This window comes from Mycobacterium sp. NGS15, from assembly GCF_059813245.1.
The window spans coordinates 566,177-592,832 of record NZ_JCALEF010000001.1 but is presented as its reverse complement, the minus strand read 5'-3'; the positions used below and the strand labels follow the sequence as shown (position 1 = coordinate 592,832).

33 protein-coding genes and 1 pseudogene are annotated in these 26,656 nt (G+C 63.5%); 16 read left to right on the top strand and 18 right to left on the bottom strand.

Annotation, left to right across the window (positions count from 1 at the left end):
- Position 1 precedes the first annotated feature (1 nt).
- From AC5Y5C_RS02810 to AC5Y5C_RS02785, 6 genes are all read right to left on the bottom strand, one after another.
- Positions 2 to 871 (bottom strand): MlaE family ABC transporter permease, encoded by an 870-nt coding sequence (locus tag AC5Y5C_RS02810; RefSeq protein ID WP_499968801.1) that lies wholly within the window; start codon positions 869 to 871, stop codon positions 2 to 4.
- The gene (locus tag AC5Y5C_RS02805; protein WP_499968799.1) at positions 868 to 1,551 is read right to left on the bottom strand and encodes a hypothetical protein; all 684 of its coding nucleotides are present in this window, start codon (positions 1,549 to 1,551) and stop codon (positions 868 to 870) included. The genes AC5Y5C_RS02810 and AC5Y5C_RS02805 overlap by 4 nt, the downstream gene beginning before the upstream one ends.
- 364 nt (positions 1,552 to 1,915) lie before the next feature.
- Positions 1,916 to 2,536, bottom strand: a complete 621-nt coding sequence (locus tag AC5Y5C_RS02800) for a TetR/AcrR family transcriptional regulator (protein ID WP_499968797.1) — start codon at positions 2,534 to 2,536, stop codon at positions 1,916 to 1,918.
- A gap of 97 nt (positions 2,537 to 2,633) precedes the next feature.
- A complete protein-coding gene (locus tag AC5Y5C_RS02795; protein ID WP_499968795.1) occupies positions 2,634 to 2,909 on the bottom strand; it encodes a cytochrome C oxidase subunit IV family protein in 276 nt (91 codons plus the stop codon).
- 6 nt (positions 2,910 to 2,915) lie between these two features.
- On the bottom strand, positions 2,916 to 3,431 hold the full coding sequence (locus AC5Y5C_RS02790) for a cytochrome c oxidase subunit 3 (protein ID WP_499968793.1): 516 nt from the start codon (positions 3,429 to 3,431) through the stop codon (positions 2,916 to 2,918).
- Between the two features lie 193 nt (positions 3,432 to 3,624).
- Positions 3,625 to 4,500 carry a LysR family transcriptional regulator ArgP gene (locus AC5Y5C_RS02785; protein WP_499968792.1) on the bottom strand — a complete coding sequence of 292 codons (876 nt, stop codon included), beginning with the start codon at positions 4,498 to 4,500 and terminating at the stop codon, positions 3,625 to 3,627.
- A gap of 71 nt (positions 4,501 to 4,571) precedes the next feature.
- On the opposite strand from AC5Y5C_RS02785, the gene AC5Y5C_RS02780 reads away from it, so the two are divergent.
- The 10 genes from AC5Y5C_RS02780 to AC5Y5C_RS02735 all read left to right on the top strand — a co-directional run bounded on the left by AC5Y5C_RS02780 (position 4,572) and on the right by AC5Y5C_RS02735 (position 11,650).
- A complete protein-coding gene (locus AC5Y5C_RS02780; protein ID WP_499968790.1) occupies positions 4,572 to 5,165 on the top strand; it encodes a LysE/ArgO family amino acid transporter in 594 nt (197 codons plus the stop codon).
- Positions 5,166 to 5,231: 66 nt separating this feature from the next.
- Positions 5,232 to 5,699 (top strand): DUF4334 domain-containing protein, encoded by a 468-nt coding sequence (locus AC5Y5C_RS02775; protein WP_499968788.1) that lies wholly within the window; start codon positions 5,232 to 5,234, stop codon positions 5,697 to 5,699.
- Positions 5,696 to 6,763, top strand: a complete 1,068-nt coding sequence (locus tag AC5Y5C_RS02770; protein WP_499968786.1) for an NAD(P)-dependent alcohol dehydrogenase — start codon at positions 5,696 to 5,698, stop codon at positions 6,761 to 6,763. The genes AC5Y5C_RS02775 and AC5Y5C_RS02770 overlap by 4 nt, the downstream gene beginning before the upstream one ends.
- 41 nt (positions 6,764 to 6,804) lie before the next feature.
- Complete coding sequence (locus AC5Y5C_RS02765) at positions 6,805 to 7,350, top strand: TetR/AcrR family transcriptional regulator (RefSeq protein WP_499969319.1); 546 nt, start codon at positions 6,805 to 6,807, stop codon at positions 7,348 to 7,350.
- Positions 7,351 to 7,430: 80 nt separating this feature from the next.
- On the top strand, positions 7,431 to 8,411 hold the full coding sequence (locus AC5Y5C_RS02760; RefSeq protein ID WP_499969318.1) for an ABC transporter substrate-binding protein: 981 nt from the start codon (positions 7,431 to 7,433) through the stop codon (positions 8,409 to 8,411).
- Positions 8,411 to 8,800: a hypothetical protein gene (locus AC5Y5C_RS02755; protein ID WP_499968784.1), complete on the top strand. Its 390-nt coding sequence runs from the start codon at positions 8,411 to 8,413 to the stop codon at positions 8,798 to 8,800. Before AC5Y5C_RS02760 ends, AC5Y5C_RS02755 begins: the two co-directional genes overlap by 1 nt.
- Positions 8,801 to 8,810: 10 nt before the next feature.
- Positions 8,811 to 9,524 carry a queuosine precursor transporter gene (locus tag AC5Y5C_RS02750; RefSeq protein ID WP_499968782.1) on the top strand — a complete coding sequence of 238 codons (714 nt, stop codon included), beginning with the start codon at positions 8,811 to 8,813 and terminating at the stop codon, positions 9,522 to 9,524.
- A gap of 39 nt (positions 9,525 to 9,563) precedes the next feature.
- On the top strand, positions 9,564 to 10,205 hold the full coding sequence (locus AC5Y5C_RS02745) for a 5-oxoprolinase subunit B family protein (protein WP_499968780.1): 642 nt from the start codon (positions 9,564 to 9,566) through the stop codon (positions 10,203 to 10,205).
- Entirely contained in the window at positions 10,202 to 11,077 is an 876-nt protein-coding gene (locus AC5Y5C_RS02740) for a 5-oxoprolinase subunit C family protein (RefSeq protein ID WP_499968778.1), read from the top strand. Before AC5Y5C_RS02745 ends, AC5Y5C_RS02740 begins: the two co-directional genes overlap by 4 nt.
- A 21-nt stretch (positions 11,078 to 11,098) precedes the next feature.
- Entirely contained in the window at positions 11,099 to 11,650 is a 552-nt protein-coding gene (locus AC5Y5C_RS02735; RefSeq protein WP_499969317.1) for a GNAT family N-acetyltransferase, read from the top strand.
- 68 nt (positions 11,651 to 11,718) lie between these two features.
- Here AC5Y5C_RS02735 and AC5Y5C_RS02730 read toward each other — a convergent pair.
- From AC5Y5C_RS02730 to AC5Y5C_RS02720, 3 genes and pseudogenes are all read right to left on the bottom strand, one after another.
- Positions 11,719 to 12,267 (bottom strand): annotated as a pseudogene (locus AC5Y5C_RS02730) (VC0807 family protein); the annotation flags it as partial.
- Between the two features lie 47 nt (positions 12,268 to 12,314).
- The gene (locus tag AC5Y5C_RS02725) at positions 12,315 to 12,983 is read right to left on the bottom strand and encodes a VC0807 family protein (RefSeq protein WP_499968776.1); all 669 of its coding nucleotides are present in this window, start codon (positions 12,981 to 12,983) and stop codon (positions 12,315 to 12,317) included.
- A gap of 20 nt (positions 12,984 to 13,003) precedes the next feature.
- Positions 13,004 to 13,663 (bottom strand): VC0807 family protein, encoded by a 660-nt coding sequence (locus AC5Y5C_RS02720; RefSeq protein WP_499968774.1) that lies wholly within the window; start codon positions 13,661 to 13,663, stop codon positions 13,004 to 13,006.
- Between the two features lie 204 nt (positions 13,664 to 13,867).
- Between AC5Y5C_RS02720 and AC5Y5C_RS02715 the strand changes: the two genes are divergently transcribed.
- The gene (locus AC5Y5C_RS02715) at positions 13,868 to 14,317 is read left to right on the top strand and encodes an Hsp20/alpha crystallin family protein (RefSeq protein ID WP_499968772.1); all 450 of its coding nucleotides are present in this window, start codon (positions 13,868 to 13,870) and stop codon (positions 14,315 to 14,317) included.
- A gap of 27 nt (positions 14,318 to 14,344) precedes the next feature.
- Here the strand turns inward: AC5Y5C_RS02715 and AC5Y5C_RS02710 are convergent, their stop codons facing one another.
- Positions 14,345 to 15,313, bottom strand: coding sequence for an acyl-ACP desaturase (locus tag AC5Y5C_RS02710; RefSeq protein ID WP_499968770.1), 969 nt, complete (start codon positions 15,311 to 15,313; stop codon positions 14,345 to 14,347).
- Between the two features lie 344 nt (positions 15,314 to 15,657).
- On the opposite strand from AC5Y5C_RS02710, the gene AC5Y5C_RS02705 reads away from it, so the two are divergent.
- Both AC5Y5C_RS02705 and AC5Y5C_RS02700 read left to right on the top strand, forming a co-directional pair.
- Positions 15,658 to 16,413: a cutinase family protein gene (locus AC5Y5C_RS02705; protein ID WP_499968768.1), complete on the top strand. Its 756-nt coding sequence runs from the start codon at positions 15,658 to 15,660 to the stop codon at positions 16,411 to 16,413.
- Positions 16,414 to 16,459: 46 nt separating this feature from the next.
- Entirely contained in the window at positions 16,460 to 17,188 is a 729-nt protein-coding gene (locus tag AC5Y5C_RS02700) for an isochorismatase family protein (RefSeq protein WP_499968766.1), read from the top strand.
- Between the two features lie 63 nt (positions 17,189 to 17,251).
- Here the strand turns inward: AC5Y5C_RS02700 and AC5Y5C_RS02695 are convergent, their stop codons facing one another.
- Positions 17,252 to 17,779: an alkyl hydroperoxide reductase gene (locus AC5Y5C_RS02695; RefSeq protein WP_134083357.1), complete on the bottom strand. Its 528-nt coding sequence runs from the start codon at positions 17,777 to 17,779 to the stop codon at positions 17,252 to 17,254.
- A 1-nt stretch (position 17,780) separates the two neighbouring features.
- A complete protein-coding gene (locus AC5Y5C_RS02690; protein ID WP_046255069.1) occupies positions 17,781 to 18,368 on the bottom strand; it encodes a peroxiredoxin in 588 nt (195 codons plus the stop codon).
- Between the two features lie 96 nt (positions 18,369 to 18,464).
- Here AC5Y5C_RS02690 and AC5Y5C_RS02685 point away from each other — a divergent pair, with 96 nt between their 5' ends.
- Entirely contained in the window at positions 18,465 to 19,403 is a 939-nt protein-coding gene (locus tag AC5Y5C_RS02685; RefSeq protein WP_499968764.1) for a hydrogen peroxide-inducible genes activator, read from the top strand.
- Here the strand turns inward: AC5Y5C_RS02685 and AC5Y5C_RS02680 are convergent.
- Genes AC5Y5C_RS02680 through AC5Y5C_RS02665 form a run of 4 tightly spaced genes read right to left on the bottom strand, consistent with a single transcriptional unit; the run spans position 19,400 to position 22,382 of the window.
- Positions 19,400 to 20,155, bottom strand: a complete 756-nt coding sequence (locus AC5Y5C_RS02680; protein ID WP_499968763.1) for an isocitrate lyase/PEP mutase family protein — start codon at positions 20,153 to 20,155, stop codon at positions 19,400 to 19,402. The two genes, AC5Y5C_RS02685 and AC5Y5C_RS02680, sit on opposite strands and share 4 nt — an antisense overlap.
- A gap of 29 nt (positions 20,156 to 20,184) precedes the next feature.
- Positions 20,185 to 20,877 carry a GntR family transcriptional regulator gene (locus AC5Y5C_RS02675; RefSeq protein ID WP_499968761.1) on the bottom strand — a complete coding sequence of 231 codons (693 nt, stop codon included), beginning with the start codon at positions 20,875 to 20,877 and terminating at the stop codon, positions 20,185 to 20,187.
- 28 nt (positions 20,878 to 20,905) lie between these two features.
- Complete coding sequence (locus tag AC5Y5C_RS02670) at positions 20,906 to 21,628, bottom strand: maleate cis-trans isomerase family protein (protein ID WP_499968759.1); 723 nt, start codon at positions 21,626 to 21,628, stop codon at positions 20,906 to 20,908.
- On the bottom strand, positions 21,621 to 22,382 hold the full coding sequence (locus AC5Y5C_RS02665) for a maleate cis-trans isomerase family protein (protein WP_499968757.1): 762 nt from the start codon (positions 22,380 to 22,382) through the stop codon (positions 21,621 to 21,623). The genes AC5Y5C_RS02670 and AC5Y5C_RS02665 overlap by 8 nt, the downstream gene beginning before the upstream one ends.
- A gap of 184 nt (positions 22,383 to 22,566) precedes the next feature.
- On the opposite strand from AC5Y5C_RS02665, the gene AC5Y5C_RS02660 reads away from it, so the two are divergent.
- Both AC5Y5C_RS02660 and AC5Y5C_RS02655 read left to right on the top strand, forming a co-directional pair.
- Positions 22,567 to 23,481, top strand: a complete 915-nt coding sequence (locus tag AC5Y5C_RS02660) for a D-2-hydroxyacid dehydrogenase (RefSeq protein ID WP_499969315.1) — start codon at positions 22,567 to 22,569, stop codon at positions 23,479 to 23,481.
- Positions 23,474 to 24,865 (top strand): amidase, encoded by a 1,392-nt coding sequence (locus AC5Y5C_RS02655; RefSeq protein WP_499968755.1) that lies wholly within the window; start codon positions 23,474 to 23,476, stop codon positions 24,863 to 24,865. The genes AC5Y5C_RS02660 and AC5Y5C_RS02655 overlap by 8 nt, the downstream gene beginning before the upstream one ends.
- An 8-nt stretch (positions 24,866 to 24,873) precedes the next feature.
- Here the strand turns inward: AC5Y5C_RS02655 and AC5Y5C_RS02650 are convergent, their stop codons facing one another.
- Together AC5Y5C_RS02650 and AC5Y5C_RS02645 are read right to left on the bottom strand one after the other, a co-directional pair.
- Complete coding sequence (locus AC5Y5C_RS02650; protein ID WP_499968754.1) at positions 24,874 to 25,368, bottom strand: DUF3830 family protein; 495 nt, start codon at positions 25,366 to 25,368, stop codon at positions 24,874 to 24,876.
- Complete coding sequence (locus AC5Y5C_RS02645; protein WP_499968752.1) at positions 25,368 to 26,645, bottom strand: aspartate aminotransferase family protein; 1,278 nt, start codon at positions 26,643 to 26,645, stop codon at positions 25,368 to 25,370. The genes AC5Y5C_RS02650 and AC5Y5C_RS02645 overlap by 1 nt, the downstream gene beginning before the upstream one ends.
- Positions 26,646 to 26,656 lie beyond the last annotated feature (11 nt).

Sequence of the window (26,656 nt, the reverse complement as noted above, 5' to 3'; positions counted from 1 at the left end):
GTCAGAAGCTCGCTCGGGGGAAGATGACGATGTAGAGCTGGGTCATCACGACATTGACGATCATCAGCAGCAGGATCGACTCGACCACCGCAGCGTTCACGGAGTTGGCCACTCCAGCCGGGCCACCACGAGTACTTAATCCCTTATGACAGCTCACAATTGCCACAATGCAGCCAAAAACCACAGCCTTGGCGAGGGCCAGCATGAGATCCCCCAGTGTCGCGAACGAGGAAAAGGTCGCGACGAATGATCCCGGGGTGCCGTTCTGCATGTAGACGTTGAACGTGTAGCCGGCAAGAAAGCCGACAAAGCTTGTCAGGCCAGTAAGTGCCATCCCGACGACGATGACTGCCACGAAACGTGGGACGACCAGGCGGTGGATCGGAGACACACCCATCACCGTCATCGCGTCGATTTCCTCACGCATTGTCCGCGAGCCCAGGTCCGCGCATACGGCCGAACCGACGGCGGCCGCCAGTAGCACGGCGGCCACTAGTGGCGCACCCTGCCGGATCACCGCAAGGCCGGTCGCGGCGCCGGCTAAGGAAGTCGCGCCCACCTGTCCGGCCAGCAGACTGAACTGGATAGCCAACGTGACGCCAATCGGTATCGTCACGAAAATCGTTGGAACAAAAGCAGTTGAGGCCATGAATGCCGCTTGTTGCACGAACTCCCGGAACTGCAAGCGTCCTGCGACAATGTCCGTGAACAGACACTGGACCGTCCGAATTGCGAGCACAACCTGCCCACCCAAGGTGTCCAACGACATAACTGGATGTGAAGCGACATATCGCCGACCCCAGCCGATCACCTCGCCGCCGACATCACGGTCCAGCTGTGGTCGCGCGTCGTAATCACCATGTGTCGTCATTGGCATCTTCTGAACTCACGTGAGACAGATGTGGACATTTCCTCTACTCCCTGTTGCCCAGGAAGTCCTGGATCCGATTGCGCTGGCATATAATTCGTTGCAGCATGCGGTGTCTCGACAGCGTCCACGGATGGTGTACGCGAACTCATGGGATGGACTGCCTGATCGACCGTAACCACGCCAATCTGACCGGTTGCCAACCACAGCACCCTCGCTGTTACGCAAACCCAGATGAAGAACATCGGGACGATGAAATAGAACGAGACTCCTCCGTTCCATCCGAACATCCCCCCTGCCGGCATGAAGAACACCACCCCTGCGGGGGCGGTAATGAACGCCTGCCATAGCGAGTACCACGCATACCAGCGGGGAAAGACAGTCTGGGATCGATCCCGGAACGCGGCAACGGCGATGACGACCATTTGGATATCACCCAGAAAAGGAACACCAATGAGCAACAGCCACAACACATCCATCCAGAACTGATACGTCTCGGGTGCTCTATCCCGAAGAGCCACGGCACCGACGACCGCCATCACTACGCCCGCGAACGTGTAGTTGATGGCACCCAACTGCAACTGGAAGTAGGTCAGCGGACTGTTCTGCCCTTCGCACCTGCGCACAAGGGCCGAAAGCACCGCCGGATATCCGGTGCTCAGGGTCGTGCCGATGAGCGCCAAGACCGCCCCAATCCGAATGTTGGTGCCATTCGATTGCCACAGATATGTGATCTCCGCCGGCGAAGCGCTCGGGGAGGGCGGTGGAATGAATCCCATGATGACCAGACCGCCCGCGAACATCGCAATGCCGACAAGCGCGACTACGACGCACCCGCGCATCACTCTTCTGTCGACCGTCGCCTCGATGTTCACCGTTGGGGCCCTTCATCATCCATACAAAAATACGTTATCGTTCTTTTATTAGGGATGATAGTAAGGGTGCCTACGGCTGCCGTCAATAGCGGCGCCAAACTATTACAAAGAGGCTTGAGAGCTCGGCGGCCGCAACTTAAACACGTTGCGGCGCTGAGAGTTCAGATATCAATCAGATGTCGGCGCGGTAGAGTGCGCGCACGATGGAAACGATGTCGTCCTCGAGTTCGAGCATCTGCTCGATCCTCCCGTTAAGCATGTTGGCGACGACTAGCTCGGTGAGTGCGGCGATGACCGCACGGTCACTCGATCTGAGTTCTATGGGTTCGAGATCACTGCCGACCGCAGTGCCGCTCACCAGAGCCCGCAGCAACGCGGCATATCGCCTGTAGGCTTCCTGGCGTAGCCTCAGTCCGTCGTCACCCACCGCGTACAGCTCGATACCGAAGCACCGGATGAACTCCGACTCTTCCGTGACCAACTGGAGGTAGGCGCGCATAGCGCCGCGCAGTTCTTCTCCCGGCTTTGCGCTCTTGGCGCCGGCCACGATCCTATCGAAGATCAACTCAGCGCCGTCCTGCGCCGTTGCCAAAAAGCAGTCCTTCTTATGGCTGAAGTGCTCGTAGAAAACCTTCCGAGAGACGCGCGCGCGGGTGACGATGTCCGCGACAGTGACTTCGGCATAACCTTTTTCAGCAATCGCCGATACCGCGGCGCGCAGCATGCGGCGGTATTGCGCTTCTTTTATGACACTCTCAGGCAGCTTCCCCCGACCACGCGGCAGGGCCGGCATGTCGGCACTGTGCGTTCCCGACAACACGGAACGGCGTGAGGAGTCCACAAGCCCGTAGTATATCGGTGCCGCCGAACCGCACCGATTACCCGCTTACTCATGCCATGGCTAGAACCACAGCCGAGAGAGCGATAAATGCCAACACTGCATATATTTCCAGCATTCGCTCCAGCCAGCGCGGGGCATCTGCGACTTCCATAAAGTAGCGACCGACTAGGAACGCCTTGAGAAGACCCACCGCAATAATCAAGATGTTCGGAATAGTCGTGTCGACCATCGACAGTCCGGCCGCACGACCGAGCCACCAATTGGCCGCCGTGGCGACCACGAGGGCTAGCCAAACGACCATGATTCGGTCGCGAACAAGCGTCATATCGCATCACCTCATGAAGTAGAGCAACGGGAAGATCAGAACCCACAGCAGGTCCACCATGTGCCAGAAAAGCGCCGAGCACTCGATATAGTTCATGCGCGAAGGCGCCTTTTGGGGGCGAAGCGACTCCCATTGCATGTAGCCGAGCAGTACCATCCCTAGCACTACGTGTAGCAGATGCAATCCGGTGAGGACGAAGTACCAAGACCAAAATCCGTCGCTGCCCAACGAATCGCCGGAACTCACATGCGAATACCATTCGATGACCTTGAGCGACACAAACGCGGCAGCGCACACCTGTGCGCCCGCGAATGCTTTTGCGCCCCCACGTTGTTCACGAATCCCTTGTACCCCTCGCACCACCAGTAATGAGCTGGTCAGCAGCAGCAGCGTCATTACCGCCCCGTAGCCGACCGCGAGTTTGCGTTCGCCCGCCACGAAGATGTCGTGATCATGCGCGCGTTGCCCCAGATATAAGGCGAAAAACAGGGTGAACGCACTGAGGTCACCGAAGATGATCACCCAGAAGCCCGGTTCACCTGGCACATGCCCTGCAGAACCCGACCGGACCGACCTCTCCGGCGGAGTCGAACGATTCCAGAACACGGTGGACGTCACGCGAACCCTTTCCCGCACAGCGCCGTACGTTTAAAAAACGTATTCGTTCTTTTGACGCAGCTTATACGACCCGTGCTTCCGGCGTCAACGCAGCCGGCTAGCCCCCGCGCCGCAGAGCGGAGGCCGCCTCGCGCACCGCCGAGGTGATCGCGTTCACCGTCGACGACTCGAATTTCCAATGCTGCCAATACAACGGCACATCGAGATACCGCCCGGGCGCTAGGTCGACGAGGCCGTCGCGATCCAACTGCTCGGGCATCATTCCCCAGCCCAGCCCCACTCGCAGTGCCTCGGTATTTCCGCCCGTCGTCGGCACATAATGCTCCGGCACGGTGACATCCCGACGAAAAAGCTTGCGCAAGAACTGATCCTGGAGGGCATCACGTCTATCCCACCGCATCATCGGCGCCCGCCGGACGGCATCGATCCCCGAATCGAGCAGCCCATCCGGAAGGTAGCGCGCGGCGTACCCCGGTGACGCCATCCCGAAGTACCGCATGGCACCAAGCGATTCGGAGCGGCATCCGGCGATGGGCTTGGGTTCGGTGGTCACCGCCGCCATGACGACGCCCGCACGCAACAGTTCCGCGGAATGGTCCTGGTCCTCAATGCGGATATCGACCAGCACGCCGTCGGGAATCCGCGCCAACACCGATCCCATCCACGTTCCGAACGAGTCGGCGTTCACCGCGAGCGCTACCCGTATCGGGGCGCCGTCGGCGCCCATCTCGCGCAGCGCCTCTCGCTCCAGTGTGCCGACCTGGGCCGCCAACCTCATCAGCGAGGCACCCGCGTCGGTTGCCACGCAGGGCTTTTCCCGGCGAACCAGCACCTGGCCCACCGATTGTTCCAGGGCCTTGACGCGTTGACTCACCGCCGAAGGGGTGATGACAAGCCGCCGGGCGGCGGCATCGAAGCTGCCCTCCTCGATGACGGCGGCGAAGGCGATCAGCTGCTGCGAGTCCAGACTCACATTAGCAATTCTAATGCATAGTAAGAATCATTAGCTGGACTGCATATCGCCGCGGCCCTAGCGTCGATGTGGTGACCGTTATCTTCCTCGGCTTTCTCACCGGAATGTCCCTCATCGCGGCCATCGGCGCCCAGAACGCCTTCGTGCTCAGGCAGGGGATTCGCAGTGAACACGTGCTGCCGGTGATCGCGGTATGTATCACCGGCGACTTCCTGCTCATCGTCGCGGGCATCGGCGGCCTTGGTGGCCTGATCGCCGCCACGCCGAGCCTGCTCACCGTGGCCAAGGTGGGCGGCGCCGTGTTTCTGATCGGCTACGGATTGTTGGCCGCCCGCCGCGCATTACGCCCCGGAACCCTGGTGCCGGCCGAATCCAATCCGGCCCGCCTCGGCGCGGTGCTGACGACCGCGCTGGCCATCACTTTCCTGAACCCGCATGTCTACCTCGACACCGTGGTGCTGCTCGGCTCCCTGGCCAACGCACACCAGGACGCACGCTGGCTGTTTGGTGCGGGCGCCCTGACCGCGAGTGTCACCTGGTTTGTCGCACTCGGATTCGGCGCACGGCATCTTGCCGGACTGTTCCAGCGTCCGGGAACCTGGCGCGTGCTTGATGCCGGGATCGCCGTCGTGATGATCGCGCTGGGCATCTCACTGGCTATCTGATCACCCTTGCCGAACCAGTTGGTTCGGTGTTAGCGTCCTTCCCGAACCAACTGACTTGGGAGAGACATGGACGTCGACAAGGCCCGCACTCGTTTCGCCGAACTTCGCAGCCAGAGGGACGTCAGCCCCGCCGATCTCGACGAGATCTGGGCCGCGCTCGACACCGTCCGACCCGAGGACATGCTGGGCAGGTGGAAGGGCGACGAGTTCCACACCGGGCACAAGATGAACGGCCAACTGGCCGCCGCCCGCTGGTACGGCAAGATCTTCACGTCCATCAACGATGTCGAACCCATCGTCTGTTACGACGACGACGGAAAGCTGTTTTCCAATAACGCGTTGAGCCTGGGCGGTGCGACCCTGTGGGATATCGAGTTCCGCGGCGAGGTCACCGGCACCATGGTCTACGACGGCCAGCCCACCTTCGATCACTTCAAGTGGGTCGACGAGAACACGATGATGGGCATCATGAACGGCAAGCGCCAGCGTGCCAGCGGCAACTACCTCTACTTTCTGCTCGAACGCGATCAGTGAAAGTCACTGCAGCGCTGAGCCGCTCGGCGGACTCTCCGTTCACGCTGGAAGAGGTCGAACTCGACGGACCGCGCCCCGACGAGGTGCTCGTCAAGATTTGTGCCACCGGCCTCTGCCATACCGATCTGACCTTCAAGGCACAGGCACCGATCCCGGCGGTACTGGGCCACGAGGGCGCCGGGATTGTCGAGGCTGTGGGCGATGAGGTGACCGGTATCCGGCCGGGAGACCACGTGGTCTTGAGCTACCGCAGCTGCGGCGAATGCAGGCAATGCGATTCAGGCGAGCGGGCCTACTGCTCACGGGCCGCGCGGCTGAACCTCTCCGGCACCCGGCTCGATGGCTCATCGACACTGTCCCAGAACGGGAACGGCCTGTTCGGCTCGTTCTTCGGGCAATCCAGCTTCGCGCAGTACGCACTGGCCACCGCCGACAACACTGTCGTCGTTGATCCGTCGACCGATCTCGTAACAGCCGCACCGCTCGGATGCGGCCTGCAGACGGGCGCCGGTGCGGTGCTCAATGTACTTAGGCCCGAGCCGGATTCGCGTCTTGTCGTATTCGGTGCGGGCGGTGTCGGCCTGGCCGCGGTGATGGCCGCCAAGGCGATCGGTGTTCAGACCATCATCGCGGTGGACCCGGTGGCCTCACGACGCGACAAGGCAGTGGAACTGGGCGCGACCCGCACCGTGGACCCGACGGCGGAGGACGTGTCCTCCGTGGCACGCGGGGCCACGCATGCACTCGATACGACGGCGAACACCGACGTCATCGCCACGGCGCTCGGCCTGCTGCGGCAGCGCGGTGTGCTGGTTCTGGTGGGGCTGGGGGCTTCCTGCGGAACGATCGACCTCACCGATCTCATGTTCGGCGGCAAGGTGATTCGCGGATGTATCGAGGGCGACGCGAACCCACAGGAATTCATTCCGGAACTGCTGCGCATGCATGCAGAGGGCCGCTTTCCGATTGAATCGCTGATCAGTAGGTACCCGGCGCGCGCGATCGATCGGGCGGTGACGGACGCGCGGTCCGGTGCCGCGATCAAACCGGTGCTGCTCTGGTGAGTGCCATGCGCGCGGCCGGTCAGGCCACACACGATCGGATCATGGCCGCCGCCAAGGCCGAGTTCACCGAGCACGGACTCGCCGGCGCACGGCTGAACCGGATTGCCACCAATGCGAACGCGAGCAAGGAGCGGCTGTACAGCTACTTCGAGAGCAAGGAACAGCTGTTTGAAGCCGTTGTGGCGCAATGGATTAATGATGCGCCCTACAAGGTGCCGCTGCACGCCGGCGACGTGCCGGGGTACGTCGCCGGGCTGTTCGACAACATCGTCGCCGATCCGCAGGGCGCACGGTTACAGCGCTGGATCGAGTTGGAGGCCCCCGACGGGATGTTCGACAACCACGTGCTGCGGCGCATCTTCGAAGCGAAACTCGATGAGGTACGTCGGGGGCAACGGACCGGGCTCATCGATCCGGCATGGGATCCCGTAAGCCTGCTCATGATGCTGATCGATATCGCCTATTCGATGGCGGTCAGCGGGTTCGGCATCGACCGGATTGTCGGTGAACCGCTGGATGAGGACATGCTCGCGGATCGACGGGCCGCCGCCGCCGAGGCAGCGCGGCGGCTGGTGGGCTGTCCGTAATACATCACCAACACATCGCCGCGAATCGTAAAAGCACCTGGGTTGCGTGCGCCAGCTACTCTCGATGTGTGCCACCTGGGATGATCACTCGCCGCGGACTTCTTGCCGCCGGTGCCGCCCTGGCCGCGGGCGCCGCGCTGGCCTCCTGCGCGGAAGACTCCTCTCCCACCTCGGAGCAGAACGGCACCGCCGTCATCAAGCACGCATTCGGGAAGACCGAGGTCAAGGCTCCGCCGAAGCGCATTGTCAGTGCCGGATACACCGGACACGACTACCTGTTGGCGCTGGGCATCATCCCCATCGCGGTCACCGAGTGGTACGGCGGCTTCCCGTTCGCGACGTGGCCGTGGGCGACCGACCGGCTCGGCGCCGCCACACCTGAGCTCCTCACGCTCACCGACGGACTGATGGTCGACAAGATCGCTTCCCTGAAACCCGATCTCATCCTCGCCACCGACGCCGGACTGGACCAGGACACCTACAACAAGTTGTCCGGGATCGCACCGACCATCGCGCAGTCCGGCAAGTACGCGTTCTTCGAACCGTGGAAGAACCAGGCCAAGGCCATCGGGCAGTCGGTGTTCAAGCCGTCGGAGATGGATGCGGTGGTGCAGGCCGTCGACAACAAATTCGCGGCGGCCGCATCCGCGCACACCGGCTTCAAGGACAAGAAGGCCATCTACCTGCAGGGCGAACTGCTCGACGGACAGGCGATCGCCTACCGATCCGGGCCGCGCACCGGATTCCTCACCGCTCTCGGGCTGGCCGTTCCGGCTGAGTTGGAGAGCTACGCCAAGGATGACCAGCTTGCGCATCTTCCGGGCGACCAGCTCTCCAGCGTGCTCGGCCAGGCCGATGTGCTGGTGTGGGGCACCGAATCGGACGAGCAGAGCGCCGCACTGCGGGCGGATCCGGTGATCACGAAGCTGGGATCCTCGGTGCTGAACCGCAGCATCTTTGCCAGTAAGGAGTTGGCGGGCGCCATCAACTTCAGCACCCCGCTGAGCCTGACGTACGTGGTGGACACCCTGGTCCCCCAGCTGGCCCGGATACTGGGCTGATGTCGGTCCCGGGCACCCGCCCAGGGCCGTATTGGGCTGACGTCGCGATTCGCGTGGTTGGCGGTGTCGTCGGCGCGACCGCTCTGGGCATCTTCGGACTGGCGGCATTCATGGTGTTGTCGTCCCGATTGTCGTCGGATCCAGTCGCCGACCCTCATGGCTTCGGGCTGATCTTGGGGATGCTGCTCGCCATCCCCTTCGGACTGCTGGCCGCGGGTACGTTGCCCCTGACGCTTCCCCGCGGACAGCGGCTTCGCGCCGTGACGATCGGTTTCATCGTGTATCTGGCCTCAGCGGCGCTGTTGATCTACGCGGCCGCCACCATGCCCAACCGCCCGCCGCCCTGCGCGACAAATCCACCCGCACCGCATTGCGCGCACGCACCTTAGACTTCGCGGAATGGAGACAAGCGAGGTGGAGAAAAGTCCCCAGGACCAGGTGGTCTTCGCGCAGGTCGGTCGCAGCTATTATCCGTTACTGTCGGCCGTCTTTGTCGGCGTGGTGCTTATCTCGAATGTGGCTGCCACCAAGGCAGTTGGATTTGGTCCCGTCATCGGCGATTGGTCGCTGATCACCGACGGAGCGTTTGTGCTGTTCCCGCTGAGCTATGTGATAGGCGATGTACTCAGTGAGGTCTACGGGTATCGCGCCACCAACCGGGTCATCCTGCTGGGGTTCGCGATGGAGCTATTGGCCTGCGTGGTGCTCTGGATCGCAATGGTGCTACCCGCCGCCGACTTCTACCCGAACCAGGACGCCTTCGCGACCATCGTCCGGAGCATCACCACGCTGATGGTCGCCGGACTCGCCGGATACCTTGTTGGGCAAACCCTTAACGCACTTGTTGTGGTGCGGATGAAGAAGCGCTCCAAGGAGCGCCACCTGTGGGCACGGTTGGTGGGTTCGACGGTCGTCGGCGAGTTCGCAGATTCGCTGGTGTTCTGCTCGATCGCGGCCACTGCTTTAGGTATTCACACCCTCGGCCAGTTGGCGACGTACACGGCCTTGGGCTGGATCTTCAAGTCTGTGGTGGAGATCGTGATGCTACCGATCACCTATCGGGTGATCGGCTACATCAAGAAGCACGAGCCGACTTATACACAGGCGGGATAAATGCGCCCTTAGGCGCGACCACGGGAGTACCGTCGAAGTATGAGTACCGCAACGGATTTGAAGGTGCGGGATCACGGGGATCGGGCGTTGTTGCTCGAATGCACATCCGTGCAGGAAGTGCTGGCGTGGACGTCAGCACTACATGCCGACCCTATCGACGGCATCACCGATATCGTTCCCGCCTCCCGTACCGTCCTGCTCAAGCTCCGCGACCCAGCCGACCAGGCGATAGTTCGGCACCGGCTGACACAGCGCACGGCGCCACCCGGCACACTCGAGGGCACCACCTCACCACCGGTAATCATCCCGGTCCGGTACGACGGCCTCGATCTCGAAGAGGTCGCCGAGCACACCGGCCTGGGTGTGGACGGTGTCATCGCGGCACACACCGGAACGATCTGGACCGTCGGATTCTGCGGTTTCGCACCGGGATTCGCTTACCTCGTGGAAGGCGACCCGCGCCTGTCCATCCCCCGCCGTGCCGAGCCGCGCATCAAGGTACCCGCCGGTGCAGTCGCGCTTGCCGGTGAGTTCAGCGGTATCTACCCACGGGAGTCTCCCGGCGGCTGGCAGCTGATCGGTAGCACCGATGCCGTTGTCTGGGACCTGGACCGCAACCCACCGGCGCTGCTCACGCCCGGCACCCGTGTCCAATTCCGAGTCCAGGGGACGACGGCATGAGACCCACTCTGGAAGTCATGCGCACCGGCCCGCTGGCACTGGTCCAGGACCTCGGCCGCATCGGCAAGGCGGCCATGGGGGTCGGGCGCTCGGGAGCGGCAGATCGCGGATCGCATTCCCTGGCCAACCGGCTGGTGGCCAATCCCGACAATCTGGCCACCATCGAGGTAACCCTGGGCGGTATGTCATTTCGGGTGGCCGGCGGTGACGCTGTGGTGGCCGTCACCGGCGCCGACACCGATCCATCCATCAATGGGATTCCCTTTGGCACCAACAGTATTGCGCAGGTTCAGGATGGCGACGTGGTGTCACTCGGCGCACCGCGCAGCGGGCTACGCAGCTACGTGGCGGTGCGCGGTGGAGTCAGTGTGGCACCGGTGATGGGTTCGCGCAGCTTCGACGTCCTGTCTGGCATCGGCCCCAAACCACTGCAGGCCGGGGACAGGTTGCCGGTCGGACCACGGTCCCCCTCCTTCCCGGAGGTCGAATTGGCACCGGTGGCTTCCATCGCCGATGACACTGTCGAGCTCAAGGTGGTGCCCGGTCCACGCGACGACTGGTTCATCGACCCCGATGCGCTGACACACGGGGCCTGGATTGTGTCCGATCGGAGTGACCGGGTGGGCACTCGACTTATCGGCAAACCACTGGAGCTGCGCGACCCAGCCAGACAGCTGCCAAGCGAGGGTGTGGTCCGCGGCGCGATTCAGGTGCCACCCGGCGGCCAGCCCGTTATCCTGGGCCCTGACCATCCGGTGACCGGAGGCTATCCGGTGATCGGGGTGATCACCGATCACGATGTCGATCTGGCTGCCCAGGTGCGGCCAGGACAAACTGTCCGGTTCCATTGGTCACGACCGCGCCTGGGCTAGGAGATGTCGGCTGTGTCCAATATGCCAACCGTCCCCGTCATCCGGACCCACACCGCGCGGCTCATCCACACAGCCGACCTGGACAGCGAAACACGCAACGCGGCAAGGGAATTGCTGGTCGAAGCATTCGAGGGTGACTTCACCGAAGAAGACTGGGAACACTGCCTGGGCGGTATGCACGCGCTCATCTGGTACCACGGAACGCTCATCGCCCACGCCGCGGTCATCCAGCGCCGACTGCTGCATCAAGGACGACCACTACGCTCCGGATACGTCGAAGGTGTTGCAGTAGATAGTGATTGGCGCGGACATGGGCTCGGCACCGCGATCATGGACGCGGCCGAACAGGTTCTGCGCGGCGCGTACGAGCTGGGTGCCTTGAGCGCTGACGACGACGTCGCCCAGTTTTATCAGGCCCGCGGCTGGGTGCCCTGGCTCGGAACCACTCCCGTCATGACAGCAGAAGGCATCGTGACCGCCGAGGACGAAGGTGTGCACGTGCTGCCGATAAGCTCCGGCGTCGACCCATCCGGCTCGCTGACCTGCGATTGGCGCGGTGGCGACGCATGGTGATGCCCACGACGGCGCAGGAAGACCCAGATCACGGCGATCACAAACGCCAGCCGCGCGGCGCTACCCACCGAGGCTAGTAGCCCGTTGGCCACCTGCGCGATATCGACGGAGTACCGCAGGATGATGCCGGCCATCACGGCGGCCTGCACCAACTCCAGCGTGCCGACAATCACGCACAGCCGCACATGCATCCGGTGATAGGCACGCAGATCCGCATCGGCCCAATGATGTCGCGCTACCCAGCCCGGACGGATCAGGTCGACGATGACTTCGGTAAGTGGTCGTTTCGTCAGACAGCTGCCGATATAGAACAAGCCGAACAGCACCACCGGGACGACGTGGGTGAGCTGAGCCAGCCGCGGTGAGCTGGTCAGCAGCGCAACCACAAGCGTCGCGCCGTGCATCAGCATGATGAATCCCGCCACGATGTCGAAGCGCTTGTCCCGTATGGCGGTGTAGATGACACGCGCTGCCGAGACCACCGCCGCGGCCATCAGTGCATGCAACTCCGAGGCGCCCAGCAGGCGCATTCCGTAGTACGTTCCCAAGCCGAGCGCGGCGCTGACCAAAGCGTGCCCGAGCGTGAATTTCCCTGCACCCTTACCCAACCCACTCACCACAGCGACGGTACCGACGCAATCTGAGAGAGCCTGAGAAAGTGGATCTACCGGCCGGAGAGGGCTCGTTGCTTGCGGCGCAGGTACATCCGGATCGCGACGACTACGCCGACGATGAGTCCGCCGGTGGTGAGCATCGACACCACCGGATTGACGGCCTGTACGACATCGACGGAGAAGCTGTAGATGATCACCACCATGAGGACGCAGAACAGCAGGCTGAAGATTCCGCACCAGAAGCTGACATAGATATGCAGCCGGTGGTACGAGCGCTGATCCTCATCGGTCCAGCCCTGTTCCTCGGCGAGTTTCTCCACGCCGCCGGGCCACAGCTTGGTGACCAGCAGCTCCGTGAGCGGTTTACCGATGAGCGCGCTGACCAGGAAGTACGTGGCCAGCAGCATGCCGGGTACCTCGTTGGTGACCTGCGACAGGCGGGGGTCACGGGTCAGCCACGCCATGACGAGGCTGACCCCGAAGATCGGCACCACCAGCAGTGAAACCGGGTCAAGAGCTCGTTTCCACGCCATCTTGATCAATGCCTGGGTGGCAGAGACCGCTGTCGCGGCCATGAGCGCGTGCAGTTCCGAGAATCCAGCCAGGCGCAGCCCGAAGTAGGCGCACAGGGCGGGTCCCACATTGAGCAAGCCCTCGATAACGAGCTGGCGGGGCGAAATCCCACTCGCGGTTTCAGGCTGCTCGGTGGTCAGGGACACGGCGCGACTGTATCGGGTCGTCAGGCCGCGGGCGAGTCGTACGTCACGCGCTGCAGGTGACGCCGGATGACCACCACGATGCCGATGATCAGGCCCATTGTGGTGACCAGAGAGAAGATTTGGTTGACAGCCTGGGCGATATCCACCGAGAAGCTGTAAATGATGACGATCGAGGTCGCCGAGAGCAGCAGGCTGATGACACCGCACCACAAACTCACGTGGACATGCATCCGGTGATACGACCGGAAGGTGTCCTCAGTCCAATGGCGTTCCGCCGCGATCTCTTCGATGCGTCCTGGACGGGCCTTTGCGATCATCAGCTCGGTGAGCGGCTTACCGACCAGCGCGCTTCCGATAAAGAACAGCGAAAGCAAAATGCCGGGAATGGTGTTGGACACCTGCGCCATGCGCGCATCAGAGGTGACCAGCGCAATCACCAGGCTCAGCCCGAAGTTGAACATCAGAAAGCCCGATAGGACGTCAAACTTACGGTTCTTGACCACTTTGACGAGCACCTGGATGCCGGAAACTACCGTGGCGGCGATCAGCGCGTGAATCTCGGGCTGACCACACGCGCGCAAGGCGTAGTAGGTGCCCAGCGAGGGCCCGACACTGACCAGGACCTGTCTCAGCACCTCACGCGCGGACGACTTCTGGGCTTCGCCGGTCTGCTCGGGCACGGCGCGAGATTACGCGAAGAACCTGGGAATCCCGGGCTGGCACGCAGCACCGGCGCTGCACCGTCTCCCCCTGGGACAGCTCCGGAAACGAGTCGGTGCGAGTGTTCGCCGTCGGCGTACGGAAATCGGAACTTTAGCGCAAGTCACTCAAGTTTGTACGAGTGACGGCCGGTTAAGACTCCGGCCCGGTATGAGGAGAGAGCTATGAGCAATCTGGTGTGGACACGACGCAGCCCGTTCGCCGAATTCGACGCGCTGGTGCGCCAGTCTTTCGGCCCAGCCGCCAGCTGGCCGTCCCCCGGTTTCGTTCCGGCCGCCGAGATCGTGAAGGACGGGAATGACGCCCTGGTCCGTCTCGACCTTCCCGGCGTCGACGTCGACCAGGACGTCACGGTCGAGGTCGAGCGCGGCACGTTGGCGGTATCCGGTGAGCGCCGGGACGAACGTGCTGAGCCAACCGGCGACGAGTCAGCAGCAAGCGCAGGACGTGCCCTGCGTGAGGTCCGCTACGGCAAGTTCCGCCGCACATTCACCCTGCCAACCCATGTGACAGGTGATGCGATCTCGGCGAGCTACAACGCCGGCATCCTGACCATCAAGGTTGCCGGTGCATACGCCGATGCCGAGACGCAGAAGATCGAGATCACCAAGTAATCAGGGGACCGAGATGAGGAGCCCGCGCTATCCGGCGCGGGTTTCTCTCTTCTTGGCCTCACGGGCCAGCATTCGGTCGCGCTGTTCTTCGAACTTAACCACTTGGCACTTAAGGTCTTCCACGTATGCGGCAAGTTGCTCACGTCGTTGTTCACCCTTGGCGCTGAAATCATTGCGCTCGAAAATCTGCCACTTACGCAGATTCGGCGTCACGACCTCTTCGAGATGTTGACGCGGGTCGTAGATGCCATGCTTGGCCATCAGCACACCGTTACGACGGAAGTTGGGCATGCCCTGCCCGGGCATCCGGAAGTTCTCGATCACCGCGCCGATCGCTTCCAACGCCTGATCGGGCACGAGATCCAATGCGGCACTGCACATGTTGCGATAGAAGATCATGTGCAGGTTCTCGTCGGCGGCGACGCGCTGCAGCATCCGATCCGCGACCGGGTCGTCGCACACTTTGCCGGTGTTGCGGTGGCTGACGCGGGTCGCCAGTTCCTGCAACGTGGTGTACGCAACCGACAACAGGAAGTCGGTCTTGTGAACCGACTCCTCTTCATCGGTGGTGTCGAATCCCGCGGTCATGTGCTCCATGCGAGCGCGTTCCAATGCCACCGGGTCCACGCCGCGCGTGACGACGAGGTAGTCGCGGATGACAATGCCGTGCCGGTTCTCCTCCGCGGTCCACCGCCCCACCCAGGTTCCCCAGGCACCGTCGAGACCGAAGTATTTTGCCGCCTGGCGGTGGTAGGACGGCAGGTTGTCCTCGGTGAGAAGGTTGGTGATCATCGCCGCCTTGGCGACCTCATTCAGCTGCGACTGCTCAGGATCCCAGTCCTCGCCGCCCATCTGTGCGAAGTTGCGGCCACGATCCCAGGGAACATAGTCATGCGGATGCCACTCCGTGGTCACCGCCAAATGCCGGTTGAGATTGGCTTCAGCAATGGGTTCCAACTCGCTGAGCATCTCAAGGTCGGTGAGCTCTCTCGACATTTCACCTTGTCTTTCGCGTTGGAACCCCGAGCCCTCGGACAGGGTAACTTATCTGAGCAATGCTCTGGCCGAGCCGCCCACCAGGGATGATGGCAGGCAACCTCCGCGCCAACCATGCAGCCGGACGGGCCAATCTCCCCGTTACAGCCCCCACGACTGGGCAACGTTTCGCTATCTGGCCGGTATGTGGACCGGCTACTGAGCACCCTAACCCGGTGAGAGCAACATCACTAAACCAGCCGTGTCGCCGCACACCGCCGAATCTGAGCAGCGCGCCATATCCGGGCGATCGGTACGTTGGGTGAACGATCACCCACGTACGACCACCACGAAAGGTGCAGTAAGTGCGAACCGCAATGTCTCGCGCGGCAGCTGCCGCCGCTGCCTTCCTCGTCCTGGTCGTGGGGTACGGGTTGCAGGGGCCACCGACGGCGCACGCATCGGCCTGCGCCGACATTGACCTGGCGTTCGCCCGCGGCACCAACGAGCCGGCAGGCCTCGGCGACGTCGGCAAGTTGTTCACCGATGCGGTAAAGAAACGACTGCAGGGCGCCAAGGGGATGAGCATCTCCACCTATGGAGTGGACTACCCCGCGAGCATCGACTTCATCCAGGCCGGTAAAGGATCCGATGACCTGAGCAAGCACATTCAGAAGACGGCCGCCGACTGCCCGAAGATGAAGTTCGTCGTCGGCGGATACGCGCAGGGCGCGGCGGTCGTCGATGTGCTGCTGGGGGATACGCCGCCGGGGACCTACACCTTCACCAATCCCCTGCCCGCCGGGCTCGAGCAGCGGATCGTCTCGATCGTCCTCTTCGGCGATCCCAAAAACATCCGGCCGCCCGGTGTCGACGCGAACCTGGCGATTCGTGAAGACCTGCTACACAAGGTGATTGACGTATGTAACCCGGGAGACTTCTTCTGCGACCCGCAGGGCGGGGACATCATCTCCCACACCACCTACGCCAGGGACAAACTCACCGACGGTGCGGCAGAGACGGTGGTCCAGCGACTGGTCGCCGAACTAGGAAACCGCTGCCAGCGCAGCGAGCCGCCGGACAGCTCCGCGACTGACGCCACCTGTTCTCGCAGCTCGTAATGTCGTCTTCCCACAGTCCCTGACGCTTCAAGCGGAAGATAATCCGATGCGCAGACGCACCTTCCTTCGTTCCGGCTCTGTGGCGTTGCCGGCCGCAGCACTGGGCCTCGCCGCGGCCGGGAGCGCCACCGCCGACGTGCGGCCCACCGGGTCGATTACGTACCCCTTCAGCGCCATTGACGTACCCGCGCGAAGCGCCCCTTGGACCCTGGAAACGGATCGCGCCGCCTTGCTGGTCCACGACATGCAGCACTACTTCATCAAGGCGTATACGCCGCACGCCGATCCCATCACGACCGTCCTGAGGAACACCAAAAACCTCATCGACACCGCACATGCCCACGACGTGCCCGTCTTCTACTCCGCTCAGCCGGGCGGCATGACCCCGGAACAGCGTGGACTCTTCGGCCAGCTGTACGGGCCTGGCATGCCGGACGACGACGCCGAACGGGCGATTGTCGATCCCATCGCGCCGGCGCCGACGGATACCGTTCTGACGAAATGGAAGTACAGCGAGTTCTTCCGCTCTGATCTTCTCGAGATGCTGCGCAATGCCAACCGGGATCAGCTGATTATCGTGGGCGTCTACGCCTTCTCCGGAATCACCGCGACCTCCACCGATGCGGTCCAGAACGACATCCAGGCGTTCATCGTCTCCGATGCCGTGGCGGACTACACCGCTGCGGGCCACAGCCAGGCGCTTGCCTGGTGCGCGGAGCGGACCGCGAGAATCCTGACCACCCGGTCAGCGCTGGCGGCACTTGATCATTCGTAACAGTTGACGGCACGACAAAGGCCGCCTGCATAACACACGCAGGCGGCCTTATGTCTTTTGTGCTTAGACCAGCGCGGGTACCGTGGCCAGCGCCTGGGCGACGCCAGAGACGATCGCCGCGATCTTGAGCGCCTCGAGTATCTGCTCGCGGGTCAATCCGGCCTCACGCAGCACCTTCTCATGTGAGCCGACGCAGAAGTGACAGCCATTGATGGTCGACACCGCGAAGGACCACAGTTCGAATTCCGCCTTGTCGACGCCGGGGTTACCGATGATGTTCATCCGCAGACCCGGGCGCAGATCGTCATAGGCACCGTCGAGGAAGCCCCGTCCGCGGTAGAACACGTTGGTCATCGCCATGATCGAGGCAGCGCCGAGCGCGGCGTCGAGTGCCTCAGGCGACAGGACCGTCGCGGCCTCTTCGCGAATTTCCTTGAACACCTGGTCATTCCGGGTGGCCGCCGCCGTCGCGACGAGGGTGCCCCAGAGCTGGGCCGGCGACAGTACCGTGCCGCGGGCCACCGTGCCCAGGTTGAGCTTGAGATCCTTGGCGTACTCGGGCAGCGCCTCTTTCAGGTTGTCAATACCCATGTCAGACGCCCGCGCTCATCAGCTCGCCCGCATCGATCGTCGGGTCGCCCTTGCGCCAGTTGCAGGCGCACAGCTCATCGGACTGCAGTGCGTCGAGTACACGGAGCACCTCATCGACGTTGCGGCCCACAGAGCCCGCCGTGACGGACACGAACTGGATGATGTTGTCGGGGTCGACGATGAAGGTCGCACGGTCGGCGACACCATCGGAGTTCAGCACGCCGGACGCCTCGGCCAGCTCGCGCTTGAGGTCGCTGAGGATCGGGAACGGCAGGGTCTTGAGGTCCTCATGCTGTGCCCGCCACTGGAAGTGCACGAACTCGTTGTCCACCGATGCGCCCAGCACCTGGGTGTCGCGATCGGCGAACTCGTCGTTCAGACGGCCGAAGGCCGCGATCTCGGTGGGGCACACGAAGGTGAAATCTTTGGGCCAGAAGAAGATCACACGCCACTTGCCGGGGTGGTCGTCGCTGGTGACGGTGGTGAAGTAGTCGTCGGGCTGCTGGGCGTTCACCTTCGACAGATCGCCGCCGATGACCGCAGTCAGGTTGTAGGCCGGGAATTCATCGCCGATGGTCCGCAGAGTCACGATTCTCCTTCACGTATTCGCTGAATGGTTACTGGCACCATCGTGCCGGAAATCTTTCAAAAACAAAACGTGATTGTTCGCACTATATTGATAGGTATGTCCGATCGTAGTTATCAGCCGACGGTGGTCGGCTTGCGCGCATTTGTGGCTATCGCCCGTAAACGCCACTTCGGCAGCGCTGCGGCCGAGCTCGGAGTGAGTCAGCCGTCTCTCTCGCAGGCATTGTCCATGCTCGAGGAGGGTCTGGGGGTGCGGCTCATCGAACGCAACACCCGCAAGGTGCTGCTCACTCCCGAGGGTGAGGCGTTGCTAGAAAGGGCCACCGCCGCGCTGAGTGCGATCGATGAATTCACCGCTGCCGCAAGCGGCGTGCGCGATCCGTTCGCGCAGACACTGCGACTGGGCCTGATCCCCACAGTGGCTCCCTACGTGCTACCCATGGTGCTCAGCGGCCTATCCCGCGCGTTCCCCGAGATGTCCTTGCGGGTTACCGAGGACCAAACCGCGCGGCTGCTGCGGTCCCTGGCCGAGGGGGCACTGGACGTCGCGGTCATGGCACTGCCCGCGCAAACTCCCGGTATGGCGGAGATCCCCATGTACCGGGAAGACTTCGTTTTGGCTCTGCCAACAGGACATCCGCTTGCCGGTAGCACGAACGTCGATCCTGCGGTGCTTGCCGAGATGCCCTTGCTGTTGCTGGATGAGGGGCACTGCCTGCGCGATCAAGCCCTGGAGGTATGCCAGCTCGCCGGGGTGCGACCCGATCTCGGCCACACCCGCGCGGCCTCGCTGGCCACCGCGGTGCAGTGCGTCGAGGGCGGCCTCGGGGTCACGCTCATCCCGGGTACCGCCGTCACCGCCGAAACCGCGAGCGGCGGACTGGCCACCGCTACCTTCGCGGCGCCCGTCCCGGGGCGGCGAATCGGCTTGGTGTACCGCGCGATCAGCGGCCGCGAGGATGCCTATCGGCGGCTGGCCGAACTGTTGACCCGCCTCGTTGCGGCGGTGCACCCGGTCTCGGCGGAAACGGCCTAGCGCCAGCGGGCGAGAATCTCCTCGGCCCGCGTCGACAACACCCGCTGTAAGAACGGACCGAAACTGATGCGCCCCACACCGAGGGGACCGAACGACGCCGGGTCGTCCACATCGGGCACCGCGATCGCGTTCACCGGAAGCGGAAGTTCAGATGTCAAGCGGCGCTGCACATCCGGATCGTGTCGACCCACCGGGTACAGCGAGTCGGCACCCGCCGCGGCCGCTAACGCGAGCCGAGCGATAGCCCGATCCACCCGATCCGACTCGTCCCCGATCTGACGCAGGAGGATGTCGGTACGTGCATTGATTACCACCGGTATGCCCACCTGATCGGCCGCAACACGAAGTGCACCAACAAGATCCGCATGTTCTTGCGGCTCACGGATCCGGCCGCCCTCGCTGTGCACCGAGTCCTCGATATTCAGGCCGACCGCGCCCGCTTCGATCAGTCCCTCGATGAGCCGCTGGGGTGTCTGCGCATAGCCGGACTCGATGTCCACCGACACCGGCAGGTCGACAGCGGCGGTGATCTGCGAGACCCGCGCCAGCACATCGTCGTACGACATCCCCTCCGCGTCGGGCTTGCCTACCGAATCGGCAAGCGGATGCGAGCCCACTGTCAGCGCCACGAAACCGGCGGCCTCGGCAAGCCTTGCCGACCAGGCATCCCACACCGTCGGAAGGAAAACCGGGTCACCCGGTACGTGCAGAGACTTCAACAGGGTGGCCTTGGTGGCGAGGTCGTTGGACATGCCTACATCCAACAGCGTCCCGTTCGGATTTACTCCGCCGATGCGCCCACGGAACCACGGCGTGTCATGAGCCTCGTGACCGCATCATGCATGTGCTCCTCGATCAGTCGATACGCGGCGGGCGCGTCACCCGCCCCGATCGCCGCGCAGAGCACCTCGTGTTCACGAACCTGCTCACTCAGGTCCGGGTAGGCGCCCTGGAGTTCGCCCAGCAGCATCCGCGTCTCCAGTAGGAGCGTGCGCATCGCCCGGCGCAGCCGCGGGCTTCCCGAGCAGTCGACCAGCACCTCGTGAAAGTCCTGATCAGCGTCGGTCACGGCAACGAGATCGCCGCGAGCGGCGGCCTCCGTCATCACCGCTACCGGCGTGAGCAGTCTCCGGTAGGCGGTGACAGTATCGCCGGACATGATGCATTCCAACGCCGCTCGTTCGATGGCGGCTCGCGACCGATAGACGTCCAGGACGTCTTCGTCCGTCAGCTCGATGACGAAGATGCCGCGATTACGCTCGCTGCGGAGCAGTCCCTCGGACACCAGGCGCTGCATCGCTTCGCGCAGCGGTCCTCGGGATACCGCGAACTGTGCGGCAAGCGACGCCTCCCCCAACTGAGCACCGGGCGGCAGAACCCCGCGCATGATGGCGACCCGCAGCCGCTCGGCGATCAGCTCTGCGGTCGATTGGCGCTCCAGCGGAGCGAACTCTTCGGATACGACTGTGGTCATCGTGGATGAGCCACTCGCGCGAAGACGATCATTGCTGCCTCCTGAAAAGCCGCCCCAAACCCGAAATATCGGGCACCTCGTCGATTAATCGCAAACCTTCCCACACCGTCACCTGGTTCGCGGTCAATACCACCTTGTCCAGTCGTGATTCGAGCCGCTCGACATGCGCGATGGTGTGCATGGCGGTATCCGGGATCAGTAGCGCCTGGGCATCAGGGTGGTCATTGGCCTCCGCCAGCTCGTCGACCTGGTCTGCGGTGAGCCTGCCCACCTCGGCGGCGGTGTCAATGCCGGCCTCGCCCATCGCCACCACCTCGACGCCGTGGGCGGCGAGGAAGGCGACGAAGAGTTCGGCGATATCGCGCGGATAGCTCGCCGCCACCGCCACCTTCGAAACTCCAAGTGCGGCAGCAGCATTGACGAACGCGAAAGAGGTACTGGATGCCGGGGTACCGCTATGCTTCGACAGTCCCGACACCTGTTCGGCCGCACCCTCCGGGCCGTACACGAAACTGCCTGAGGTGCACGCCCATACGACAGCGCCCGGCTCGTGTGGGCGCAACAGCCGCACGCCTTCCGCGAGTTTCTCGGGGCTACCCAGATCAAGCAGCTCGGGCACCGCGTGCAGGTCGGTGCCGTAGATGTGCACGACGGGAAAGTTCATATCCAGCTGGCGCGCCACCAGCGGGTAGTCCGACTCCGCAGCGTGGTCCGGGTAGATGAACCCCACCGTCGGACGTGTATTACTCACTCGAACCTCCTCCGAACACACCGCGGAGCCACTTGCCGGGCCCCATCATGGGAAGACTCATCCGGTCCAGACAGGCCCAGATGGTCAGTTGGTTGGCCGTCAGCACCGGCTTACCGAGCAGGCGCTCCAACGGGTCGATCACGTCATACGTCCGCAGATTGGTGCAACTGACGAAGATCGCCTCGGCATCGTCGGTATCGGCAGCCAGGATCCGCTCGGCGACGGTGCGGTAGTTGACCTTCCAGATGCCCCCGCCCAGGCCCAAATGGTCGGTGCGCACCACCGTTACGCCCAGCTCCCCCAAGAACTTTGCGAGCAGCTCGGTCAGCTCGGCGTCGTACGGAGTGATGACGCTGATCCGGTTGATGTTCAGCGCGGTCACCGCCTCGGCCAGCGCTCCCGAGGTGGTGACGGCAGACTTGGCGCCGGCCGCCATGATGGCGTCGACCAGCTCCCGCTCGTGCTCGACGCCACGGATGAAGCTTCCCGAAGTACACAGGTAAGCAACGACTTCCGGTTCCACGTGCAACACATCACGGGTAGCCGCTTGCAGGTGGCTGGTATTGGACACCAGCTCGGCCATCGCCCGGCTCACCGGCACCGGCTCGTACGGTGTGCGGGCCAGATGCAAAGACACCTCGGCAGGAACCCATCGCCACAGCTCGCGCTCCAGCGCGAGATCAAAGGGCGCGATGATGCCAATACCTCGCTGATCAGCCGACTCCGCGAAGTCGGGAAGTGACGAAAGATCCACCGGCAGGGCCTAACACTCGCAGCATCGCTTCGCGCCTGAGCCAGACCGCGTCATCACTCAGATTGTTGACAATCATACGATATCTCCATACGGTGTCAACGTGAGTGCCCGCCGGATTGTCGCGGATGAGCCGCTCGCGCGAAGACAATCAGCCCCGGATGAGCCGCTTGCGCGAAGACCAGTAATAGTGGTGCAGCACGCCGCCGGCCAGGTGCCGGACCGTCTCGCCCCGGTGGCTGAGGCAGCTGAGCTACGCCTGGTGGAATCCGATCACCTGGCGACGGCATTGCCCGGAGCCGAAATACTCTTTGCCTACGACTTCCGTTCCTCCGCGTTGCGCGAAACTTGGTACGCCGCAGACTCGCTGCGCTGGGTACAGATCGCGTCCACCGGCGTCGATACCGTGCTCTTCGACGAACTCGCCGCGAGCGATGTGGTGCTCACCAATTCGCGTGGCATTTTCGAGCGCCCCATCGCCGAATACGTACTGGCGCAGATCCTGGCCTTCGCCAAGGACATTCGCCGATCCACCCGTGCGCAAGCGGCATTGAGCTGGCGGCACTTCGAATCGGAATCCATTGAGGACGTTCCCGTCGCCGTGCTCGGTACCGGGCCGATCGGGCAGGCCATCGTCACGTTGTTGAGTGCCGTCGGGATGCGGGCCACGGCGCTCGGCAGGGCCGAGTCCGCCGATTTGGCCTCTCACGTGGGCGATGCCGAGTACCTGGTGGTCGCTGCGCCGTTGACGGCACAGACGGCGGGCATCGTGAACGCGCATGTGCTGTCGGCAATGCGCCCCACCGCCCGGCTGATCAATGTGGCTCGCGGTGAACTGGTAGGCACCTGGGATCTGGTCTCCGCTCTGCACCAGGGGACCATTGCCGGTGCTGCGCTGGACGTCACCGACCCCGAGCCACTGCCCGTCGGGCATCCGTTGTGGCGCACACCGAATACGCATATCACTCCGCATAACAGCGGTGACGTGCACGGCTGGTCCGATCAGCTTCAGGACCAGTTCGTCGCCAATGTCCAGCGCTACCTGCGGGGTGAAAAACTTCTGAATATCGTCGACAAGAACAGGATGCACGGCAATGCATGAACCGACCGACCCCACCGAGATGACGGCGCTGGAGCTGGTGGCCGCCTACACCTCGGGCGAGCTTTCGCCGGTGGAGGCGACGGCGGCGGTGTTGTCTCGCATAGCCCAAACCGACAGTGCCATCAATGCCTACTGCCTCGTCGACGAGGAAGCGGCCCTGGCGGCGGCAAGCGAGTCCGAAGAACGTTGGCGCGGCCACTACACCCGCGGACTGCTCGACGGTGTGCCGATCTCCATCAAGGACGTCTTCCTCACCCGAAATTGGCCCACCCTGCGCGGCTCCGGGCTGGTTGACCCCGCCGGCCCATGGGAGGTGGACTGCCCTGCCGTCCAGCGCATCCGGGCCGACGGAATGGTCATGGTCGGTAAGACGACCACTCCCGAGCTCGCCTGGAAGGGCGTTACCGACAGCCGACAGCGCGGGATCACCCACAACCCGGCCGACCCGCGCCGCACGGCCGGCGGGTCCTCGGGCGGTAGTGCCGCCGCCGTAGCCGCGGGCATGGCACCCATGTCGATCGGCACCGACGGCGGCGGCAGCATCCGGATACCCGCCAGCTTCTGCGGAGTGGTCGGATTCAAACCCACCCATGGCCGGGTCCCGATGTATCCGATCAGCCCCTTTGGCCCACTGGCACATGGCGGTCCGATCACCCGCACGGTCGAGGACGCGGCGCTGCTGATGGACATCATCAGTCTGCCGGACCACCGCGACCCCACCTCGCTGGCGCCCACACTCACCACCTACCGCTCACAGGTATACCGGGACATGACCGGTCTGGACATCGCGTACTCCCCCACACTCGGATACGTCGACGTCGATCCAGAGGTGGCCGCCCTGGTGGAGAATGCGGTGAACGCCCTCGACGAGGCCGGCCTGCCCGTGACGCACGCCGACCCGGGATTCTCTGATCCGATCGACGCATTCGAAACACTGTGGGCCGCGGGCGCAGCCGCCAGCCTGAACAGCTACGGCCCCCTCAGCCAAGTACGCGACGGCATCGATCCCGGGCTAGCCCAGATGTGGGAGGCCGGGGCCGCGGCCTCCGCCACCGAGTATCTGGCGGCACGCAACACCTGCGTGGAATTGGGCATCGCCATGGGCGGTTTCCACGAGATGCACAACGTCCTCATCACCCCCACCGTGCCGATCCCCGCGTTCCCGCTGGGCGCCGACGTTCCGCCGGAATCCGGGATGCGCTGGTGGGCACAGTGGACACCGTTCACTTACCCGTTCAACATGACTCAGCAACCGGCACTTTCCATTCCGGTGGGCAACACCTCCGCGGGGCTGCCGGTGGGCATGCAGATCATCGGCCCGCGCCACAGCGACGACCTGGTGCTCGCGGTGGGCCACTTCGCCGAGCGGGTACTCGCGGGCTAGGACACAGACTAGGCCCGCGCGAAGGCCAGCTGCTCTCCCTGAACCCCGGTAAGCCACAGGTCCTGACAGGCGGCCGCGATATCGGCCAGACCCTCTTCGATGGTCGCGAAGACATTCCCGGGCACCCAGCCGGCATCACCGTTGATCAGGAGATTGTTCCGGCCGTAGAAGATCGCCAGATCGGTCGCGCCTTGGGCCGAATGCGCTTCCGATCCCGGTTCGTATCCGTAGGCAGGGTTACCGATCTCCCACGGTTCGAATCCGAAAAAGCACACATCGCCGGGAATCGGGGTGATGGTCGGGTTCTCACGGCCGGGTGCCGGTAGCAGCGGCGGGAGCAGTGTGTAGACCTCATTGCGCGCATACTTGGCGTGATAGGCCTGACCGAGCACCGGTAGTGAATTCCACACTGTTTCACAGGTTCTCGGCGCCTCGGCGTCCAGCAGCCGGGCGCGGCAGGTGATGTCCCGCTTGCTCAGCGTGATCGAGATGTAGCGGTCCATCACAGCCCCGCCAACACGGAGTTCCAGATGCCGAGTGCATCGGCTACCTGGTCGGCCGTCACCACCAACGGCGGAATCATGCGCACCACATTCATATGCGGTCCGCACATCAGCAGGAGTAGTCCGTTCTCGGCGGCGGCGGCCTGCGCACGAGCCGCCAGCTGCGGCGCGGGACGGCCATCCTGACTGAATTCCATGCCAACCATCAAACCCAGACCGCGCACGTCGCCGTCAATCCCTCTTTCCGCGACGATCTTTCGCGCACCGTCGAGAAGTTCACGGCCCCGATCCCGCGCGTTCTCGACAAGCCGTTCCTCGTCGATCACATCGAGGGTGGCAACCGCGGCCGCACATGCGACGGCATTGGCGCCATAGGTGCCCCCTTGCGATCCGGGCCAGGCGCGCCCCATCAACTCGGCGGATGCCGCAATACCCGAGATGGGAAATCCGCTGGCAATCCCCTTGGCCATCACCAAGATATCTGGTGTCACGCCGAAGTGCTGATGCCCGAAATACTCTCCGGTGCGACCGAATCCGGTCTGGACCTCATCGAGCACCAACAGGATGCCGTGCTCACGAGCGCGTTCGCCAACACCGACGAGGAACTCGGTGTTGGCGGGGATGTACCCGCCCTCGCCAAGCACCGGCTCGATGACCATCGCCGCCACCTGACCGGGCGCTGTCGCGGTTGCGAACAGATAGTCGAGCTCTTGCAACGCGAACCGAGTGGCCTCTGCCTCGCTCCAGCCGTATCGATACGCCGTCGGGAACGGAGCGGCGTACACGCCCGCCATCAAGGGACCGATTCCCGAGGAAAACCGCGGTCCCGAGGTCGTCATCGTCGCCGCTGCCAGCGTGCGTCCGTGAAATCCGCCCTGGAACACAACGATATTCGGGCGACCGGTGGCCTGCCGCGCCAACCGCACGGCGGCCTCGATGGCCTCGCTACCGGAATTGGCAAAGAACAAGGAGTTCAGATCCGCGGGCAGCACGTCACCAAGACGGCGCACCAGGTTCTGCAGCGGACGGTGCATCACGGTGGTGTATTGCCCGTGGATCAGCGTGGCCACCTGCCGTTGCGCGGCCTCGACCACGCGTGGGTGGCAGTGACCGGTGCTCACCACGCCGATGCCTGCGGTGAAATCCAGGTATTCACGGTCACTTTCGTCGTATAGATAACAACCCTGGCCTCGCGCCGCCACCACGGAGGTGGCCTGCTTGAGCACGGGCGATAACGCGGTTGCGGATGAACCGCTTGCGCGAAGACCAACAGTCACGGCATCCCTTC